The sequence below is a fragment of the Georgenia sp. genome, from assembly GCF_054605595.1.
In genome coordinates, this window is sequence record NZ_JBTSDU010000049.1 from 1 (window position 1) to 19,003 (window position 19,003).

General features: G+C 73.4%; 16 protein-coding genes and 1 riboswitch. Of the genes, 5 read left to right on the plus strand and 11 right to left on the minus strand.

The window, feature by feature from the left end; genetic code table 11:
* From ACYC1Z_RS07675 to ACYC1Z_RS07705, 7 genes are all read right to left on the minus strand, one after another.
* Positions 1-1,137: ABC transporter permease (locus ACYC1Z_RS07675; RefSeq protein WP_461408936.1), on the minus strand; the 1,137-nt coding region annotated here is incomplete at its 3' end.
* Entirely contained in the window at positions 1,134-2,777 is a 1,644-nt protein-coding gene (locus ACYC1Z_RS07680; protein WP_461408937.1) for an ABC transporter ATP-binding protein, read from the minus strand. The genes ACYC1Z_RS07675 and ACYC1Z_RS07680, both read right to left, overlap by 4 nt.
* A 151-nt stretch (positions 2,778-2,928) precedes the next feature.
* Positions 2,929-4,044, minus strand: a complete 1,116-nt coding sequence (locus ACYC1Z_RS07685) for a BMP family lipoprotein (protein ID WP_461408938.1) — start codon at positions 4,042-4,044, stop codon at positions 2,929-2,931.
* Between the two features lie 195 nt (positions 4,045-4,239).
* Entirely contained in the window at positions 4,240-5,550 is a 1,311-nt protein-coding gene (locus tag ACYC1Z_RS07690; RefSeq protein ID WP_461408939.1) for an amidohydrolase, read from the minus strand.
* Between the two features lie 98 nt (positions 5,551-5,648).
* Entirely contained in the window at positions 5,649-6,782 is a 1,134-nt protein-coding gene (locus ACYC1Z_RS07695) for a mannose-1-phosphate guanylyltransferase (protein WP_461408940.1), read from the minus strand.
* A gap of 142 nt (positions 6,783-6,924) precedes the next feature.
* The gene (locus ACYC1Z_RS07700) at positions 6,925-8,124 is read right to left on the minus strand and encodes a YihY/virulence factor BrkB family protein (protein ID WP_461408941.1); all 1,200 of its coding nucleotides are present in this window, start codon (positions 8,122-8,124) and stop codon (positions 6,925-6,927) included.
* A 5-nt stretch (positions 8,125-8,129) separates the two neighbouring features.
* The gene (locus ACYC1Z_RS07705; RefSeq protein WP_461408942.1) at positions 8,130-8,702 is read right to left on the minus strand and encodes a 2'-5' RNA ligase family protein; all 573 of its coding nucleotides are present in this window, start codon (positions 8,700-8,702) and stop codon (positions 8,130-8,132) included.
* 204 nt (positions 8,703-8,906) lie between these two features.
* On the opposite strand from ACYC1Z_RS07705, the gene ACYC1Z_RS07710 reads away from it, so the two are divergent.
* The 3 genes from ACYC1Z_RS07710 (at position 8,907) to ACYC1Z_RS07720 (ending at position 12,516) form a co-directional block, all read left to right on the plus strand.
* Positions 8,907-9,767, plus strand: a complete 861-nt coding sequence (locus ACYC1Z_RS07710) for a DeoR/GlpR family DNA-binding transcription regulator (RefSeq protein ID WP_461408950.1) — start codon at positions 8,907-8,909, stop codon at positions 9,765-9,767.
* Positions 9,764-10,978: a galactose-1-phosphate uridylyltransferase gene (galT, locus tag ACYC1Z_RS07715; RefSeq protein ID WP_461408943.1), complete on the plus strand. Its 1,215-nt coding sequence runs from the start codon at positions 9,764-9,766 to the stop codon at positions 10,976-10,978. Before ACYC1Z_RS07710 ends, galT begins: the two co-directional genes overlap by 4 nt.
* 107 nt (positions 10,979-11,085) lie before the next feature.
* Positions 11,086-12,516, plus strand: a complete 1,431-nt coding sequence (locus tag ACYC1Z_RS07720; RefSeq protein WP_461408951.1) for a galactokinase — start codon at positions 11,086-11,088, stop codon at positions 12,514-12,516.
* An 11-nt stretch (positions 12,517-12,527) separates the two neighbouring features.
* Here the strand turns inward: ACYC1Z_RS07720 and ACYC1Z_RS07725 are convergent, their stop codons facing one another.
* The 4 genes from ACYC1Z_RS07725 to ACYC1Z_RS07740 form a co-directional block, all read right to left on the minus strand.
* Positions 12,528-13,343, minus strand: coding sequence for an exodeoxyribonuclease III (locus ACYC1Z_RS07725; protein WP_461408944.1), 816 nt, complete (start codon positions 13,341-13,343; stop codon positions 12,528-12,530).
* A 117-nt stretch (positions 13,344-13,460) separates the two neighbouring features.
* Positions 13,461-14,348: a bifunctional methylenetetrahydrofolate dehydrogenase/methenyltetrahydrofolate cyclohydrolase gene (locus tag ACYC1Z_RS07730; RefSeq protein WP_461408945.1), complete on the minus strand. Its 888-nt coding sequence runs from the start codon at positions 14,346-14,348 to the stop codon at positions 13,461-13,463.
* Entirely contained in the window at positions 14,345-15,634 is a 1,290-nt protein-coding gene (gene glyA / locus ACYC1Z_RS07735; protein ID WP_461408946.1) for a serine hydroxymethyltransferase, read from the minus strand. Before glyA ends, ACYC1Z_RS07730 begins: the two co-directional genes overlap by 4 nt.
* 51 nt (positions 15,635-15,685) lie before the next feature.
* Positions 15,686-15,775, minus strand: a riboswitch (ZMP/ZTP riboswitch).
* Between the two features lie 169 nt (positions 15,776-15,944).
* The gene (locus ACYC1Z_RS07740) at positions 15,945-16,454 is read right to left on the minus strand and encodes a GNAT family N-acetyltransferase (RefSeq protein WP_461408947.1); all 510 of its coding nucleotides are present in this window, start codon (positions 16,452-16,454) and stop codon (positions 15,945-15,947) included.
* An 18-nt stretch (positions 16,455-16,472) separates the two neighbouring features.
* On the opposite strand from ACYC1Z_RS07740, the gene purU reads away from it, so the two are divergent.
* Positions 16,473-17,477 (plus strand): formyltetrahydrofolate deformylase, encoded by a 1,005-nt coding sequence (gene purU / locus ACYC1Z_RS07745; RefSeq protein WP_461408948.1) that lies wholly within the window; start codon positions 16,473-16,475, stop codon positions 17,475-17,477.
* A gap of 304 nt (positions 17,478-17,781) precedes the next feature.
* On the plus strand, positions 17,782-18,990 hold the full coding sequence (locus ACYC1Z_RS07750) for an ROK family transcriptional regulator (protein ID WP_461408949.1): 1,209 nt from the start codon (positions 17,782-17,784) through the stop codon (positions 18,988-18,990).
* Positions 18,991-19,003 lie beyond the last annotated feature (13 nt).

The following is a 19,003-nucleotide window of genomic DNA, read 5'->3' on the forward strand; positions in this document are numbered from 1 at the left end:
GAAGCCGCCGGCCTTCAGTCCGCCGAAGAGGAGCCCGGCGAAGAAGGTCCCCACGGGCCGGGACCGGCCGAGCAGGGCCACCGTGATGGCGTCGAAGCCGTAGCTGGCGGCGACCCCGGCGGTCAGTGCCTTCTCGGTGCCCAGCACCTGCGCGGACCCGGCCAGGCCGGCGAGCGCCCCGGAGATCACCATGGTCAGCACGATCACGCGGTCGACGGAGATGCCCGCGGTGCGTGCCGCGTGCGGGTTGGCGCCGGCGGCCCGGATCTCGAACCCGAGCGTCGAGCGCTCGAGCAGCCACCAGACGAAGATCGTGGCCGCGATGGCGAGCAGGAACCCGGCGTGCAGTCGGAAGCCGCCGCCGAGCAGGAGCGGGTAGGTGGCGGAGTCGGTCGGGATGTCCGGTGACTTCGGGAACGGCGAGCCCGGCAGCCGGAACGCCTGGGTGGTGAGCAGGTACCCGATCAGGTAGACCGCGATGTTGTTGAGCATGATCGTCACGATGACCTCGTTGGCACCGGTGCGAGCCTTGAGGAACCCGGCGATCGCCGCCCAGAGGGCGCCGCCGAGCGCGGCGCCGATGGCAGCCAGGGTGACGTGCAGCACGACGGGCAGGTCGAACGTGAACCCGATGAACGCGCCGAAGACGCCGCCGATGACGATCTGCCCCTGGCCACCGATGTTGAACAGGCCGGCACGGAAGCCCACGGCCAGGCCGAGGCCGGCGAGGATCAGCGGCACCGAGAACACGAGTGTCTCGGTGAAGGGACGGATGGCCCGGGTGAACGTCGCGGCCTCGAAGTCGTAGATGGCGCCGCGGAACATGGCCCGGTAGGCACTGTAGACGGCGTCCCACGCGGCGCCGAAGAAGTCGGCCGGGCGGGCGAGGACGTACACCAGCGTCTCCTGCACGCGCCCGTCCGCCAGGGCGATGAGCACCCCGCCCAGGACGAGCGCGACGAGGACGGCGAGCACCGAGACGAGCCAGCCGCCGGAGAGCAGGTCGCGGAAGAACTGGGTGGTGCGGGTCTCCTGCCCCTCGGGCCGGCCACCGGTGACGGCCTCCGCGGACTGGGCCGGCGTGTCCCCCGGGTGCGCAGGTGGCGTCGGGTTCGGCGTGGCTTCCGAGTCGCTCACTTGTTCTCCTCCTCGTCCGCGGCGGGCTGCTCAGCCACCGGGGTGTCCGCAGCTGCGGCGTGGCGCCCGCCGAGCGGTGTGTCCTGGGGCTCGGCACCGCCGAGGGTCGTCTGGTGCTCCGCGGCCTGGGCCTGGGCCTCCTCCAGCGGGACGCCGGCCATCATCAGACCGAGGACGTCGCGGCTGGCCCCGCCGGGCACGATGCCGACGATGCGGCCCCGGTACATCACCGCGATGCGGTCGGCCAGGGCGAGCACCTCGTCCAGCTCGGTGGAGACGATGACGACGGCCGTGCCCTCGTCGCGCGCGGCGACGATGCGCTTGTGCATGAACTCGATCGAGCCGACGTCGAGGCCGCGCGTCGGCTGGGAGGCGACCAGCAGCCGCAGCGGCTTGGACATCTCCCGGGCGATGACGACCTTCTGCTGGTTGCCGCCGGAGAGGGTGGAGATCGGGTCGGTGACGGAGGTCAGCCGGATGTCGAACTCGGCGGTCCGCTGCTCGGCGTTCTCCCGGACCACGGACGGGCGCATCGCGAAGCCGTTCGCGAACGGCTCGGTGTCGTACAGGTCCAGGATCAGGTTCTCGGCCACCGAGAACGAGGAGATGATGCCGTCGGTCGACCGGTCCTCGGGCACGAAGCCCATGCCGACGTGCAGCCGCTCCTTGACGCCCATGCCGATCAGGTCGGTCCCGTCCAGGGTGATGGACCCGGCGGCCGGCTCTACCAGGCCCAGGATGGTCTCCGTGAGCTCGGTCTGACCGTTGCCCTGGACCCCGGCGATCGCCAGGATCTCCCCGCGCGCGACGGCGAAGTCGAGCCCGTCCACGACGGTCTTGCCCGCGGCGTCGAGCACCGTGAGGTCCTTGACCACGAAGGAGTCCTCCGCCGGCTGCGCCGGCGCCTTCTCGACACCCAGGTTCACTGAGCGGCCGACCATGAGGGATGCGAGCTCGGTCTCGGTGGAGGTGGGGCTGGCCTCGCCGACGACCTTGCCGCGGCGGATGACCGTGATGCGGTCCGCGACGGCGCGGACCTCGCGCAGCTTGTGGGTGATGAAGACGATCGACGTGCCGGACTCCTTGAGCTGGCGCATGATCGCGATGAGCTCGTCCGTCTCCTGCGGGGTGAGCACCGCCGTCGGCTCGTCGAGGATGAGGATCTTGGCGTCACGCGAGAGCGCCTTGATGATCTCGACGCGTTGCTGCACGCCGACCGGGAGGTCCTCGATGTAGGCGTCGGGGTCGACGTCGAACCCGAAGCGGTCGGAGATCTCCTTGACGCGGCGGCGGGCCTCGGGGACCTTGATGAGGCCGCTGGGACCGGTGGGCTCGTAGCCCAGGGCCAGGGACTCGGCCACCGTGAAGACCGGGACCAGCATGAAGTGCTGGTGGACCATGCCGATGCCGCCGGCGACGGCGTCGCCCGGCCCGACGAAGGAGGCCGGCTGGTCGTCGATGAGGATCTGACCGCCGTCGGGCTGGTAGAGCCCGTAGAGCACGTTCATCAGGGTGCTCTTGCCGGCGCCGTTCTCCCCGAGCAGCGCGTGGATCTCCCCGGGCTCGACCACGAGGTCGATGTGGTCGTTGGCGACCAACGAGCCGAAGACCTTGGTGATGCCCCGCAGTTCAAGCTTCACGTCCGCAGACTCCATCTCGGCGCGCGGAGCGTCCACGCGCGTAGTGCGGTTCGCACCGTACCCGTCAACGTGGCACGGCACCTGGCGGCACGCGCGATGACGGCCCAGCCGCTCCGGGCCGGGCCGTCATCGTCGCGCTACCTCTGGATCGTCACGGGGTGGCGGGCGAGTCGACGACGAGGTCGCCGGCGATGATCTGCTCCTGCATGCTGGTCACCGCGTCCTTGAGCTCCTGCGGCACCTGGGCGTCGAAGTCGTGGAACGGGGCCAGACCGACGCCGCCGTTCTCCAGCGTGCCGACGTAGGCCTTGGCGGAGAAGTTGCCGGCGTTGGCCTCGTCGACGGTGTCGAAGACGGCCTGGCCGATCTCCTTGACCACGGAGGTCAACGTGATCGCGCCGTACTCCGTGGACGCGTACCAGTCGGAGTCGACGCCGATGATCATGGCGTTGCCCGCCTCCTTGATGGCCGCGGCCGCACCGAGACCCACCGGACCGGCCACGGGCATCACGATGTCGGCGCCCTGGGCGAGGAACTGCCCGGTCAAGGTCTGGCCCTGGGCCTGGTCGTCGAAGCTACCGGTGAAGGAGCCGTTCTGTGCGGCCTTGTCCCAGCCGAGAAGCTTGACGGCGGTGCCGTTATCCTCGTTGTAGCGCGTCACGCCGTCGGCGAAGCCGTCCATGAAGATGGTGACGGACGGGATCTGGATCCCACCGAAGGTCGCGACGGTGCCGGTCTTGGTCATGCCCGCGGCGACGTAGCCCGCGAGGTAGGCGGCCTCGGCCGTGTTGAAGAGGATCGGCTTGGCGTTCGCCAGCTCGACCGGCTTGAAGTCGGCGTCGGAGAACGCGGAGTCGACGAGCCCGAAGTTCACGTCGGGGGTGGCCTCGGCGGCCGCCTGGATCGGGTCCTCGAGGAGGAAGCCGACACCGATGATGAGGTTGCAGCCCTGCTGGACCATGGCGTCGACGTTGGGGCCGTAGTCCGCGTCGGACTGCGACTCGGACGCGGCGGACTTGACGCCCAGGTCCTCGACGGCCAGCTGCATGCCCTCGAAGGCCGACTGGTTGAACGACTGGTCGTCCCAGCCGCCCGCGTCGGACACGAGGCACGCGAGGAAGTCGCCGGCGGGGGCGGCGGTACCGTCCGTGGCGGTGGTCTCGTCGGTCGCGGCCGGCGTCTCGGCGTCCTGGGGCGCCGCACCACAGGCGGCGAGCGTCAGGGCGGCCGTGGCCGCCAACGCCGTTGCGTAGATGCTCTTCTTCACGCGTATCTCCTGCATGTCTGAGGGGCCGGGGGCCGGCCGCTAACAGTCCCGACCTTAGTGGTCATGGGATACCGCACAAAACCAAATGGTGAGATGCGAGACAGAACCGTTACCATTTCGTTTCCTTTTTGGTAAAGGAGCGGCAACCTCCGCGTCGCCGGCCGTTCATCGCGTCGGGCAGCGGCGTGGCACGGCTCAGATGCGGGCCGTCCGGCCCGCCCGCTCCCACGCCAGTCCCGCACTGCCGTCCGCCCCCGGTGCGGGGGCGACCTCGGCGGCGAGGACGGCCGTGCGCGCCAGGAGCCGGGCGCCGATGCCGATCGCGCGCTCGTCGAAGACGATGTCGCCGCGGTGCAGGTCGTAGGTGGGCCCGCCCGGGCTGCGCGTGCCGAGCCGGACCAGCGCGCCGGGCACCCGGGTGAGGTACCAGGCGAAGTCCTCCCCGCCCAGCGACTGCTCGGTGAGGACGACGGCGTCGGGCCCGATGACGTCCTTCGCCGCGGCGTCGATCGTGCGCACCGACCGCTCCTCGTTGACCACCGGCGGAATGCCCCGCTGGTAGTTCATGTCGATGTCGACGCCGTAGGGCGCGACGATCTGCACGGCCGAGTCCTGGACCACCTTCGCCGCACCCTGCCACGCCCGCCCGTCCAGCACCCGCAGCGTGCCGAGGAGGGTGCCCGATGCCGGGATCGCGTTGGCGGCCCGGCCGGCGTGGACCGCGCCCCAGGTGAGGTTGACGCCGGCGCGGGGGTCGAGCCGGCGCCCGAGCACCGCGGGAAGCTGGGTGATCAGCTGACCGAGCGCGAAGACGACGTCGCCGGTCAGGTGCGGTCGGGAGGTGTGCCCGCCGTTGGAGGTCAGGGTGATGGCGATGGTGTCCGAGGCAGCCGTGATGGGCCCGATGCGGGAGCCGATGTGGCCGACGTCGACCCGCGGGTCGCAGTGCAGGGCGTAGATCTGCTCGACGCCGTCCAGCGCACCTTGGTCGATCGTGGTCTCCGCCCCGCTGGGCTGGACCTCCTCGGCGGGCTGGAAGATGCACCGCACGCCGGCGCGGAGCTCGCCGGCGTCGTCGAGCTGCTTGAGCGCCAGGGCGGCACCGAGCAGGGCGGTGGTGTGGACGTCGTGCCCGCAGGCGTGCGCGACGCCCTCGCGCCTGGACGCGAACGGCAGGCCGGAGGACTCGACCACGGGCAGGGCGTCGAGGTCGGCGCGCAGGCCGATGCGCCGTCGACCGCGACCGCGGGGGTCGGTGCCGACGTTCACGCCGAGCCCGGTGCCCTCGAGAAGTCGCGGTTCCAGCCCGGCCGCCCGCAGCCGCTCGGCGACGCGACGGGTGGTCTCGTGCTCCATCCGGCTCGGCTCCGGGTGGGTGTGCAGCTGCCGGCGGAACTCGACGAGCTCGGGCTCGAGCGCACCCACGATCGCGTTGATGCGTGCGGCGACGGCGGAACGTTCCGGGGTGGTGCCGCTTCGCTGCGGGGCCGAGGGACTGGTCTGCACAGATTTGACCCTAGTCCCGAGGTGGGCACCCTGCTCGCGCCGGGCCGCAACGTTGCCGCGGTGGCCGCGGTGGCCGCGGTGGCCGCGGTGGCCGACGGTCAGAGCAGCTCGGACCGACCCTCGGTGCTCAGGCGGTCCACCAGCGCCTTGACCTGCTGCGCGTGCTCCCGGGTGGTGACCAGGAGGGCGTCCGGGGTGTCGACCACCACGATGCCCGGCACGCCCAGCACCGCGACGGTGCGCCCGCCCGGGACGACGAGGGCGCCGGCGCTGCCGATGGCGAGCACCTGGGCCGGGTCGCCGAGCACGCGGGGGGCTTCGTCGGCGGCGTCGGCGGGCGGGGTCGCGAGCTGGTCGGCGAGGGAGGCGAAGTCGCCGATGTCGTCCCAGCCCAGCGCGGCGGGCACGACGGCGACGCCGCCCGCCGCGGCGACTGGCTCCGCGATCGCGTGGTCGATGGCGATCTTCTCCAGCGTCGGCCACACCCGCTCAAGGACCTCGCCCCGGGCGGCGGTGTCCCACGCTCGGGCGATCTTCAGGACGCCGTCGTGCAGCGCCGGCCGCTCGGCACCGAGGTGGTCGAGGAGGATGTCGGCGCGGGCCACGAACATGCCCGCGTTCCATCGGTACTCGCCGGTGGCCAGGTAGGCGGCGGCGGTGGCGGCGTCGGGCTTCTCGGTGAAACCGAGCACGCGGCGGGCGGTGGGGGCGGCCGCCGCGTCCAGGACGCCCGCGGCGCCGAGCGGCTCGCCGGCGTGGATGTAGCCGAACGCCGTCGACGGGCGGTCCGCCTCGATGCCGATCGTGACCACGAACCCGGCCGCGGCGACGGTGACCGCCTCGCGCACGGCTCGCTCGAACGCCGCGGTGTCGGCGATGACGTGGTCGGCGGGGAACGAGCCGACGATCACGTCCCCGTGCCGCTCGCGCAGCACCGCGGCCGCCAGGGCGATGGCCGCCATGGAGTCCCGCGGGCTCGGCTCACCGAGGACGTCCCGCTCGGTCAGCTCGGGGAGCTGGGCGCGCACCGCGGCCTGGTGTTTCTGGCCGGTGACGACGGTGATGCCGCCGGTGAGCGGGCGCAGCCGGTCGACGGTCTGCTGCAGCAGGCTGCGGCCGGCACCGGTGAGATCGAGCAGGAACTTCGGGGTGTTGCGGCGCGAGAGCGGCCACAGGCGGGTGCCGGCGCCGCCGGCCGGGATGATGGCGTGGAACGCCGGCAGGTCGGACATGTGGCCAACTCTAGGGAGCGCGTCGGCCGGCCGGCGGCCACCCGCTCAGGTGCGGTGCTCGGGTGGGCGCTCGGGTGCGGCCGCTCGGGTGCGGCCGGCTCGGGCCCGCGTGCTCAGGTACGCGCGCTCGGGTGCGGCGCGCTCAGGTGCGGCGTGCTCCGGCGGCGTATCGTTCCCGTGCCCGGTCGAGCCGGCGTTCGAGGCGCGCGATCCGCCGCCGGTGGTACCGGCCGCGCAGGCCGCCCCACACGGGCGGCGCGGGCTCGGGCTCGTAGTGCGGGTTGAGCGTCTCGTCGGGCGAGATCGCACCGGTGATCGGCTGGTAGCGCCACTCCAGGGTGGCCGGGTCGGACATGGTGACGAAGTTCGGCCGCTCGCCCAGGTGCACCTCCTCGGCGGCGCCGGGCCTGGCGGGTGCCGGCGGGTTCGCCGTCCACGCCGCGACCATCAGCACCACGCGGGCGAGCAGGTTCACCCACAGCAGCAGCGTGGCGATGGCCGCGAACGAGGCGAGCAGGGGGTTGTCCACCGCGCCGACCGCCGACGTCCCGAGCTGGCGCAGCACCCCGGACGCGACGGCACCGAGCAGGGCACCGAGGAACAGGTCCTTGCGCAGCGGCCGGGCGCCGGCGGTGACGCGGAAGAGCATGACCAGCACCGCCCAGTCGACCGCGAGCGCGGTGCCGAGGCCGAGGGCGCGGACGAACCAGCCGGCGACGGCGCCCTCGACCCCCAGGAAGGCCAGCGCCTGCTCCGCCAGGGTGCCGCCGACGAGGCCGAGCACCGCCGACGCGAGGACGCCCAGGGCGAGGGCGAGGAAGCCGGCCAGGTCGCGCGCCCGGCCGGTCAGGGGGTTCTCCGGCGGGGCGACGATGCCGAACATCGCCCGGATCGAGTTCTTCAGGCCGGCCATGACCGACAGTGCGGTCCAGAGCAGGATGGCGCCGGCGAGGACGCTGCCGGGGTTCAGCGCCGTGTCGAGCAGGAGGGCGTCCGGCTTGAGGAGGCCGCCGGAGCCGTCGTCGATGATGCCGGGCAGGGCGGCGTCGACGGCGTCCAGCACCGTCTGCCGCAGTGCGGCGTGACCGCCGAGCACGGCCATGAAGGCGGTGTAGGCGATCGTGAGCGCCGCGGCGATGGAGAAGAGCGCGGAGTAGGCGATCCCGCCGGCGAGCAGCCCGCCGCGGGCGACGCCGTAGCGGGCCAGCGCACGGCCGACCCGGGTCCGCTGGACCCGGGCGACGAGGGCTCGCACCCGGGCGAGCAGGCCCGTGGCGCGGCCGGCGCGTCCCGGCCCCCGTTCGGTGGGGCGCCGCGGCACCCTCGTGCCCTGCTGCGCCATGCCGCTCACGCTCTCGAGCGCGGCTGGTGGGCGACGTGGCGGCCGGACAGCGGTGCGCGCGCGATCACGCGCCACATCCCGTCGTCGCCGTGCTCGTACAGGCGCATGCTGCCGGCGGCGTAGGTGCCGTGGAAGTCCGCCATGAGCCTGGCCGCCTCGTCGAGGCGGGCGTCCTCGACCTCGTGCGCGAGCGTGATGTGCGGGACGTACGGGAAGTGGAGGTCCTGCGCCAGCAGCCCCGCGCGCACCTCCTGCTCCAGCGCGGCGCACTCCTCGAGGCCCTGCTCGACCCGGACGAAGACCACCGGGCTCACGGGCCGGAAGGTGTCCGTCCCGCGCATCGCGACGACGAACGGGCCGTGCCGGGCGGCGACGTCGTGGAGGTGGGCGACGACGTCGTCGACCTGATCGGGCTCGATGACGGTCGGGGGCAGGAGGGTGATGTGCGGGGGGATGAGGTGCGCCAGCGGGTCACGCATGCGCGCCCGCACCGCCTGGATGTAGGCGGAGTAGGGCTCGGGGATCTTGAGCGTGACGCCGATGCGCACCTGGTCGCCCACGCGCTCGGGCAGGCGCATCAACGCACCTCCGGGGCTCGTCGCCCGGGGACACGCGACATTGGTTGCACCCGGACATCTTGGCAGGTCCCCGTACCGGCCGAACAGCCGCCCCGGCGGCGACCTCCGCAACTGGTGCACATACCTCATTGTTTGGTCATGTTCGATTCTGTTTGGATTGGGTAGCATGTGTGCATGACACTCTCCCCCGATGCCACCGGGCCGCTGCTGGCCCGGCAACGGCAGGACCACATCCTCGCCCAGGTCGCCGAGCACGGTGGTGTCCGGGTCGCCGAGGTCGTCGAGATCCTCGGCGTCTCCGAGATGACGGTGCGCCGCGACATCACCGACCTCGTCGCGCGCGGGCTCGTGGACCGCGTGCACGGGGGCGCCGTCGCCCCGGCCGGCGCCGCGATGGAGCCGTCGTTCCGTACCAAGGCCGTCCAGCACACCCGGGGGAAGGCGGCCATCGGTGCGCTCGCCGCGGCCCGCGTCCGCCCCGGCGACTCGCTGGCGCTGACCGGAGGCACCACGACCCTGGCCGTCGCCCAGGCCCTGCTGACGCTGCCGCACCTGGCCACACTGACGATCATCACCAACTCCCTGCCGGCCGCGCGGGTGCTGCACGACGCCGTCGACCGGGCCCGGGCCGAGTCCCGGCCCGCCCCGACCGTGCTGCTCACCGGCGGGGAGCGGACCCGTTCCGACGCCCTGGTGGGCCCGTTCGCCGTCGACGCGCTGCGCTCGCTGCGGGTCGAGTGGGCGTTCCTCGGCGCACACGGCTTCGACCCGGAGATCGGCCTGATGACGCCGAACATCTCCGAGGCGGCCACCAACGCCGCGATGATCGCCTGCGCACGCACACCCGTCGCCGTCCTCGACGCGTCCAAGTGGGGCGTGCTCGGCCTCCGCACGTTCTGCCCGGTCCAGGAGGTCGGCGTGCTGGTCACGGACCTGCCGCCGGACGAGGCGACGCTCGCCGCCGTCGAGCGCCACGGCATCGACCTCCAGGTCGCCTGGCCGGCCGGCGGCCCCGACGGTGGTGCCGGGGCCGGTTCCGACGTCGGTTCCGGCGGTGCCCGATGACCGCCCCGAAGGCCCACGCCGTCGCCCGCACCAGCATGCGGATGGCGGACGGGCGCGAGCTGATCTACTTCGACGACTCCGAACCGTACGTCTCCGGGGGCGCGACCCGCCGCCTGGACGACCCCCGCCCACTGCCGGACCGGTTCGCCGACGTCGTCGGCGAGGACGGCGTGGCCCGGCCGGTGACGGCGCCGCAGATGCGCTTCGACGTCCTCACCGGCGAGTGGGTCCCGATGGCCACGCACCGGATGGCCCGCACGCACCTGCCCCCGGCGGACGCGAACCCGCTCGCCCCGGCCCAGCCCGGCGCCGCGTACTCCGACGGGGAGATCCCGGACACGGACTACGACGTCGTCGTCTTCGAGAACCGCTTCCCCGCCCTGCTGCGGGTGCCGGGCGTCCCGGAGGAGACGACGTTCCTCGACGGAGAGAAGCTGTGGCCGACGCGACCGGCGTCGGGCCGGTGCGAGGTGATCTGCTTCTCGTCCGACTCCACCGCATCCCTGGCGGATGTCGGCGTGGCCCGGATGCGCACCGTCATCGCGGCGTGGGCGGACCGGACGGCCGAGCTCTCCGCGCTGCCCGGCATCGAGCAGGTGTTCTGCTTCGAGAACCGTGGCGAGGAGATCGGGGTGACGCTGCACCACCCGCACGGTCAGATCTACGCGTACCCCTACCTCCCCCCGCGCACCGAGGTGATGCTGCGCCAGGCCCGCGCGCACCGGCAGCAGACCGGGCGGAACCTGCTGCGCGACGTGCTCGACGCCGAGCTGCGCTCCGGGCGGCGCGTGGTCGCCGAGAGCGAGCACTGGGTGGCGTACGTGCCGGCCGCGGCGCGCTGGCCCGTCGAGGTCCACCTCGCCCCGCGCCGGGACGTGCCGGACCTGCCCGCCCTGGACGACGCCGAGCGTGCCGATCTCGCGACGATCTACCTCCGGCTGCTGCGCGCCGGCGATCGGTTCTTCGCGCACCCGGCCGGCTCGCCGCGGGCCGGCGAGCCGGTCCGGCTGCCGTACATCGCCGCCTGGCACCAGGCGCCGGTGGGGGCGGGGCGCGACGAGCTGCGCCTCCACCTGCAGCTGTTCTCCATCCGGCGCGCCCCGGACAAGCTGAAGTACCTCGCCGGGTCGGAGTCGGGCATGGGGGCGTGGATCTCGGACACGACGCCGGAGCGGATCGCCGACCGGTGGCGCGAGGTGATGGGTTCGTGAGCGCGGCGGGGGCGGCCGGTGGGGCCGTACCCGGGCCGGGGACGCCGGAGGCGGGGACGGGGGCGCCGGGGGCGGGGACGGGGGCGCCGGGGGCGGGGCCGCCCGCGCTGCTCGCCCCGTGGCCCGACGCGGACGGCGCCGCCCGCGTGCGCGGGCTCTTCGTCCGGGCGTTCGGCACCGAACCGGACGGCGTCTGGGCGGCGCCCGGGCGCGTGAACCTCGTGGGCGAGCACACCGACTACAACGACGGTCTCTGCCTGCCGATCGCGCTGCCGCACCGCACGTTCGTCGCGGTGCGGGCCCGCCAGGACCGGCTGATGCGGCTCGTCAGTGCGCAGGACGGCGGCGCGGCGGCGGGTCCAAGCGCCACGGTCCCCGACGACGGTGCCTCCGGCGGCGCGGCGGTGCCGGTCGTCGAGCTCGACCTGGGCGTCGTCGGGCCGGTCGGCGGGCCGGGCGAGGTCCGGGGCTGGCCCGCCTACGCGGTCGGTGTCGCGTGGGCGATCGAGCAGGCGGGCCTCGGCCGGCTGCCGGGCTTCGACGTCGCCGTGGACTCCTGCGTGCCGCTGGGCGCGGGGCTGAGCTCGTCGGCGGCGCTCGAGTGCGCCGTCGCAGTCGCGCTGGACGACGTCGCCCGGCTCGGCCTGGGCGCGGACGACGCCGGCCGGGCGCGGCTGGCGACGGCGTGCGTGCGGGCGGAGAACGAGGTCGCGGGTGCGCCGACGGGCGGGATGGACCAGGCCGCGTCGCTGCGGGCGACCGCGGGGCACGCGCTGCTGCTGGACACCCGGGACGGGGGGATCGAGCAGGTCCCGCTGGACCTGGCGGCCGCCGGGCTGGTGCTGCTGGTGATCGACACCCGCGCCGAGCACCGGCTGGTCGACGGGCAGTACGCACGGCGCCGGCAGGTGTGCGAGGACGCCGCCCGGGCGCTCGGGGTCGCGTCGCTGCGGGTGGTGGCCGACGACGTCGACGGCCAGGAGACGACGATCGACGAGGTGCTGGCCCGGCTGCCCGACCTCGAGCAGCGGCGCCGGGTGCGGCACGTGGTCACCGAGATCGAGCGGGTGCGGTCCCTCGTGGCACAGCTGGACACCGGGGGTCGTGTGCCCGGGGGCATCCCGGCCGCGGGCGAACCCGGGGGCGTCCCGGCCGCGGGCGAACCCGGGGGCGACGCGACCGCGAGCGAACCCGGGGGCGACGCGACCGCGAGCGAACCGGGCGGCGCACCTGCGCTCGGCGGCTGGTCGCTGCAGCGGGTCGCGGAGACTCTCGACGCCTCGCACGAGTCGCTGCGCCTCGACTACGAGGTCTCCTCGCTCGAGCTGGACGTGGCGGTGGCCGCTGCCCGCGGCGCCGGCGCGCACGGCGCCCGGATGACCGGTGGCGGGTTCGGCGGGTCGGCCATCGCGCTGGTCGACGCCGAGTCCGCGAGGGCGGTCATGACGGCCGTGACGTCGGCGTTCGCCGAGGCCGGTCTCGGCGCGCCCGCGTTCCTGCTCGCCGATGCCGCCGGGCCGGCGGGACGAGTGAGCTGAGGCCCGGACGCTCAGACGTCGTAGGTGACGACCACCGGCGCGTGGTCGGAGAAGCGCTGGTCGTAGGCCGGTGCCCGGTCGACGGCGGCGGAGGTCGACCGCTCGGCCGCCCCGGCGGAGGCGAACTGGTAGTCGATGCGCCAGCCCGCATCGTTGTCGAACGCCTTGCCGCGCCAGGACCACCAGGTGTACGGCCCGGGGACGGCTCCGACGTGGCGGCGCGCGACGTCCACGTACCCCAGGTCACCGGTCCACCGGTCCAGGTAGGCGATCTCCTCGTCGAGCACGCCGGCGACCCGGTTGTGGTTGGGCTTCCAGTTCTTGATGTCGAGCTCGGTGTGGACGATGTTCATGTCTCCGCCCACGACCACCTCCCGCTCGCCGGCGCGGGACTGGGCCGCCAGCTCGTCCAGGCGGGCCGTGACCTTCTCGAGGTGGGCGTACTTGGCGTCCATCGACGGCGTCTTCGCCGTGCCGGAGTGGACGTAGACGGACGCGACGGTCACCGGCTTGTCCGTGCCGGGGACCTCGAGATCCATCTCCACCCAGCGGCCGGTGTCCACGGGCGGTTCGCCGTCGCCCAGGCCCACGCGCACCGCCGACGCCGGCAGGCGCGACGCGACCGCGACGCCCGCGCGACCCTTGATGTCGGAGGCCTGGTGCGCGATGTGCCAGCCCGGTCCGAGGTGGTCGGCCAGGACGGCGTCGTCGGCACGGACCTCCTGCAGGAGGAGCACGTCGGGGCGACGGTGCTCGATCCAGGCGGCCATGCCGCGCCGGAAGGCGGCACGGATGCCGTTGACGTTGACGGTGGCGATGGTGAACACGGGACCGATCATCGCCGATGCCGCCGACATCGCCCCAATCCGGCCCATCCGGCCCGGCCGCCAGCACCCCCGACGGCGCACCCGCGGGGGCGCCGGCCGGTGTGCCGTCGGGTCGGTTCAGGTCTGCGCGGCGATCCGCTCCGCGGTGTCGACGACGTTGGCGAGCAGCATGGCGCGCGTCATCGGGCCGACCCCGCCCGGGTTGGGCGAGAGCCACCCGGCGACGTCCGCCACGCCGTCGGCCACGTCTCCGCGCAGCCTGGCCTTGCCGGTCTCCGGATCCACGGAGCGGGAGACCCCGACGTCGAGCACGATCGCCCCGGGCTTGACCATGTCCGCCGTGACGATGCCGGGTTGCCCCGCGGCCGCGACGACGACGTCGGCCTGGCGCACGTGCCTGGCCAGGTCCCGGGTGCCGGTGTGGGTGAGCGTGACGGTGGCGTTGACGTCCTTGCGGGTGAGCAGCAGCCCGATGCTGCGCCCCACGGTGGTGCCGCGACCGATCACGCACACCTCCTGGCCCGCCAGGTCCAGGCCGTACCGGGCGACGAGCTCGAGCACCGCGCGCGGCGTGCACGGCAGCGGCGAGGTGACCGGCTCCTTCACCCGCAGCACGAGCCGGCCGAGGTTCGTGGGGTGCAGGCCGTCGGCGTCCTTGGCCGGGTCGATCATCTCCAGGATCGCGTTGGTGTCGATCCCGCGCGGCAGCGGCAGCTGCACGATGTACCCCGTGCACGCCGGGTCGGCGTTCAGGCGCGCGACGGCGGCCTCGATGTCGGCCTGGCCGGCGTCGGCGGGCAGGTCCTCGCGCAGGGAGGCGATGCCGACCTCGGCGCAGTCGCAGTGCTTGCCCGCCACGTACACCGTGGAGCCCGGGTCCTCCCCCACCAGCACGGTGCCGAGCCCGGGGACGATGCCGCGGGCCGCGAGCGCCGCCACCCGCTCGGCCAGCTCGGCCTTGATGGCGGCGGCGGTGGCCTTGCCGTCCAGGATCCGGGCGGTCACTGCTGCAGGCCCGGGTACAGCGGGAACGCCTCGGTCAGCGTGCGCACGCGCGCCCGGAGGGCCTCGACGTCGGCGCCGGCGCCCTGGACCAGGGCGGTGGCGATGATGTCCGCGACCTCGCGGAACTCGGTCTCCCCGAAGCCGCGGGTGGCGAGCGCCGGGGTGCCGATGCGCAGGCCGGAGGTCACGCGCGCCGGGCGCGGGTCGAACGGGACCGCGTTGCGGTTGACGGTGATGCCGGCGGCCTGGAGGAGGTCCTCCGCCTGCTGGCCGTCGAGCGCGGAGTTGCGCAGGTCGACCAGGACGAGGTGGACGTCGGTGCCGCCGGTGACGAGGGAGACCCCGGCGTCGGCGACGTCCTGGGCGAGCAGACGCTCGGCGAAGAGCCGCGCACCGGTGAGGGTGCGCTCCTGGCGGTCCTTGAACTCCGCCCCCGCGGCGATCTTGAAGGCGACTGCCTTGGCGGCGATGACGTGCATGAGCGGGCCGCCCTGCTGGCCGGGGAAGACGGCGGAGTCGAGCTTCTTGCCGAAGGTCGCCTTGTCGCGCGTGAGCAGGAAGCCCGAGCGGGGGCCGCCGAGGGTCTTGTGCACGGTGGAGGAGACGACGTCGGAGTGGGGCACCGGGTTCGGGTGCAGGCCCGCGGCGACCAGCCCGGCGAAGTGGGCCATGTCCGTCCACAGGTAGGCGCCGACCTCGTCGGCGATCTCGCGGAACGCCGCGAAGTCGAGCTGGCGGGGGTAGGCGGACCAGCCGGCGATGATGACCTTCGGGCGGTGCTCGAGGGCCTGGGCGCGCACGGCGTCCATCTCGATGCGGTGGGTGCGCTCCGCCACCCCGTAGGCGGCGACGTCGTAGAGCTTGCCGGAGAAGTTGATCTTCATGCCGTGCGTGAGGTGCCCGCCGTGGGGCAGCGCCAGGCCGAGGATCTTGTCGCCGGGGTTGATGAGCGCGTGCAGGACGGCGGCGTTGGCCTGGGCGCCGGAGTGCGGCTGGACGTTGGCGTGCTCGGCGCCGAACAGCGCCATGGCCCGCTCGATGGCGAGGCTCTCCGCGATGTCGACCTGCTCGCAGCCGCCGTAGTAGCGCTTGCCGGGGTAGCCCTCGGCGTACTTGTTGGTGAGTACGGAGCCCTGCGCCTGCAGCACGGCCCGCGGGACGAAGTTCTCGGACGCGATCATCTCCAGCGTGTGGCGCTGGCGCTCCAACTCGCCGTCGAGAACGGCGGCGATCTCGGGGTCGAGCTCGGCCAGCGACTGGTTCGCCACGGGGGTGGTCTGGCTCATCGTTCCTCCTGTCGTCACGCACACGAGCATGCGCGTGCACTCGGTGTGGTGACTCTTGGCCCAGGCGGACGACCTCGAATCGAGTCCTTCACGTCGCTCCCCGGTGGTGGCCCACCTCAGGCGCCAGTCGCGACGGTTGGAGGGTATCAACTCCGGGACGGGTGGTGACAGTGCGCTCCGGACCGGTGGCGAACGGGTGGCGACAGTGCGGCCGGGTCGGTGGTGACAGTGCGCTCCGGGACGGGTGGCGAACGGGTGGCGACAGTGCGACCGGGTCGCGACGACCGACCCGGTGCGGCGGTGCGGTGACTCAGATCGCCGCCGCGGGCTCTTCCTGCTCCGGGTCGTCCTCGCCGAGGATGCGGCGCAGGTAGGCGTAGGTGAGGTCCCCGGTGTGCTGGTCGAACTGGTGCTCGTAGCCGTTCTGGGCGTACATCGCCAGATTCTGCTTGGAGTCCTGGCCGGTGAAGACCCAGACCTCCTTGGTCTGCTCCGGCAGGTACTGGAGCACCTGCATGAGGAGCTGGGTGCCGATGCCCTTGCCCTGCAGGTCCGGCACGACGGCGAGCCGACCCAGGGTGGCCCGCTCCGCCTCGAGCTCGACCCTGATGGAGCCGACCAGCCGGTGGCCGAGCCACGCACCGATCGTGACGACGTCGGTCCGGCCGAGGTCCTCGATCAGCTCGGTCAGCGACTGGGTCAGCGCGGGCAGGTGCGGATCGCCGTAGAGCTGGGCCTCGGTCACGAATGCGGCGCGCCGCACCGTGAGCAGCTCGCCGGCCTCGTCCGCAGTGAGGAGGTCGAACCTGACGTCGTCCATGGGGCCAGTCTCGCATCCATGACGGGCGGACGTCGCCAGGCGTCCACCCGCGTGCCGGGGGGCGAGCGCGTGCCGCTGGGCGGGCACAGCACCGGGCGGGCCGGGACGACTAGGCTCCGGCGGGTGACCGTCCAGCACCCTCCCGTCCAGCCCGCCGTCCTGCCCGGCGAGCCGGATGCCACCAGCCACCTCGTCCTCGCGCTGGTGTGTCCCGACCGGCCCGGGATCGTGCACGCCGTCTCCGGCGTGCTCGCTCAGCACGGTGGCAACATCACCGAGTCCCAGCAGTTCGGCGACCCGTCCACCGGCCTGTTCTTCATGCGCGTCCAGGTGGAGACCGCCGCCCCGCGCGACGAGATACGTGCCGCGCTCACCGAGATCGGCGGCGAGTTCGAGATGGACTTCGTCCTGGACGAGGTCGGGCGCCCCATCCGCACGGTCATCATGGCGTCGAAGGACCCACACTGCCTGGTCGACCTGCTCTTCCGCCAGCGTTCGCAGGGCCTGCCGGTCGAGATCGTCGGTGTGGTGGCCAACCACCCGGACCTGGCACCGATCGCCGAGTTCTACGGCGTGCCCTTCCACCACCTCCCCGTCACCCGGGACAACAAGGCCGAGGCCGAGGCCGCGCTGCTGGAGCTGGTACGCGAGCAGGACGTCGAGCTCGTCGTGCTCGCCCGGTACATGCAGATCCTCTCGGACCCGCTGTGCCGGGCACTGTCGGGACGGATCATCAACATCCACCACTCCTTCCTGCCGAGCTTCAAGGGAGCCCGCCCCTACGCCCAGGCACACGCCCGCGGCGTGAAGCTCATCGGTGCGACCGCCCACTACGTCACCGCCGACCTCGACGAGGGGCCGATCATCGAGCAGGACGTCGAACGCGTCACGCACGCCGAGGACGTCGCCGAGATGGTGGCGCGCGGCCAGGACGTGGAACGACGGGTGCTCGCCCGCGCCGTGCGGTGGCACGCCGAGCACCGCGTGCTCATGGACGGGCTGCGCACCGTCGTCTTCTCCTGAGGCGCCTCTCCTCAGGCACGTCGGGTGACACCTGGCAGTCACCGGCCTGAACCCCGCCCACCCGGGGCGTCGGGTGACACCTGGCAGTCACCCGGCCTGAACCCCGCCCACCCGGGGCGTCGGGTCGTCCCAGCCCTGAGCCCTGCGCACCCGGAGCGTCGGGTGGCGCCTGGCAGTCACCGGCCTGAACCCGCCCACCCGCAGCGCCGGGTCACGGTGGGCCGCGACATACAAACACTTCGTGCTTTCCGGCGCCCGCGCTATGCTTCTTATCTCCAACGTTGGAGATATCGAGGGGAAGCCCATGGATCGCACAGACTCGATCACGGCGCCCTCCGCCAAGGGTAGTGACCGGACTCGACGTGGAGTCCTGCGACTGCTGGCGGAGCGTGGTCCGCTCTCCCGCGCCGCCATCGCGCGCGAGCTCGCCGTCTCCCCCACCACGGCGTCCAACGCCGTCGCCGTCCTCATCGACGCCGGCATGATCGAGGACGAGGCCCCGACGAACGGCATCCAGCCGGACCCGAACGGTCGCGGACGCGGCCGCCCCGCCCGCCGGGTCACCCTCAGCGGGGGTCGCGGGACCGTGGCGGGCATCGACGTCGGACGCACGCACCTGCTCGTCGCGGTGGCCGGCCGGGACGGGACCGTGCTGGCCGAGCGTGAGGTGCCGCTGCCGCTCGGCCACGTCGGCACGGATACGGTCACGCTCGCCCTGCAGACGCTCGGCGACCTGCTCGGCAAGACCTCCGAGCACGGCCGGCTCGTCAGCGTCGGCGTGGGGCTGCCCGGTCCGCTCGAACGGAACACGAACACGGTCGGCTCCGGGACGATCCTGCCGGAATGGGTCGGGTTCGACGTCGTGACACAGCTCCGGGACCAGCTCGGCGTGCCCGTCAGCGTCGACAACGACGCCAACCTCGGCATGCTCGCCGAGGCGCGGTGGGGTGCGGCCCGCGGCGTGAGCGACGCCGCCTACGTCAAGATCTCCACCGGCATCGGCAGCGGGCTGCTGATCGGCGGTCGGCTGCACCGCGGGGCCGGTGGCACGGCGGGCGAGGTGGGCCACAGCCCGGTCGACCCCGACGGCGTCGTGTGCCGGTGCGGCAACCGCGGGTGCCTCGAGACCGTCGCCGCGGTCCCCGCCGTGCTCGCCATGCTCCGCCCGACGTTCGGCCCGGACATCACGCTCGAGCGCGTCTTCACCGCGGCGCGCGCCGGCGACGCCGCGTCCCGGCGCATGATCGAGGACGTCGGGCACAGCATCGGCCGGGGGGTCGGCCTGCTCTGCAACATCGTCGACCCCGAGCTGGTGCTGCTGGGTGGCCCGCTCGTGGCGGCCGGTACCCCGTTCTTCGACGCCGTCCGCGCGGCGCTGCGCCGGGCCGCGATCCCGTCCGTGTGGCCCCGCGTGCGCGTGGAACCCGCGGCTCTCGGCGCCCGGACGATCGCGCTCGGGGCGGTCGCCCTCGCGCTGGAGCACGCGCCCGACCTCGCCGAGACCCCTTCCTGAGACACCGCCCGAC

Bases quoted from the DNA above. Each gene is read 5' to 3' on its own strand.
- ACYC1Z_RS07695 (WP_461408940.1), bottom strand. From the start codon at position 6,782: ATGTCCGACCTGCCGGCGTTCCACGCCATCATCCCGGCCGGCGGCGCC.
- ACYC1Z_RS07700 (WP_461408941.1), bottom strand. From the start codon at position 8,124: ATGGCGCAGCAGGGCACGAGGGTGCCGCGGCGCCCCACCGAACGGGGG.
- ACYC1Z_RS07705 (WP_461408942.1), bottom strand. From the start codon at position 8,702: ATGCGCCTGCCCGAGCGCGTGGGCGACCAGGTGCGCATCGGCGTCACG.
- galT (WP_461408943.1), top strand. From the start codon at position 9,764: ATGACCGCCCCGAAGGCCCACGCCGTCGCCCGCACCAGCATGCGGATG.
- glyA (WP_461408946.1), bottom strand. From the start codon at position 15,634: ATGAGCCAGACCACCCCCGTGGCGAACCAGTCGCTGGCCGAGCTCGAC.
- ACYC1Z_RS07740 (WP_461408947.1), bottom strand. From the start codon at position 16,454: ATGGACGACGTCAGGTTCGACCTCCTCACTGCGGACGAGGCCGGCGAG.
- purU (WP_461408948.1), top strand. From the start codon at position 16,473: ATGACGGGCGGACGTCGCCAGGCGTCCACCCGCGTGCCGGGGGGCGAG.
- ACYC1Z_RS07750 (WP_461408949.1), top strand. From the start codon at position 17,782: ATGGATCGCACAGACTCGATCACGGCGCCCTCCGCCAAGGGTAGTGAC.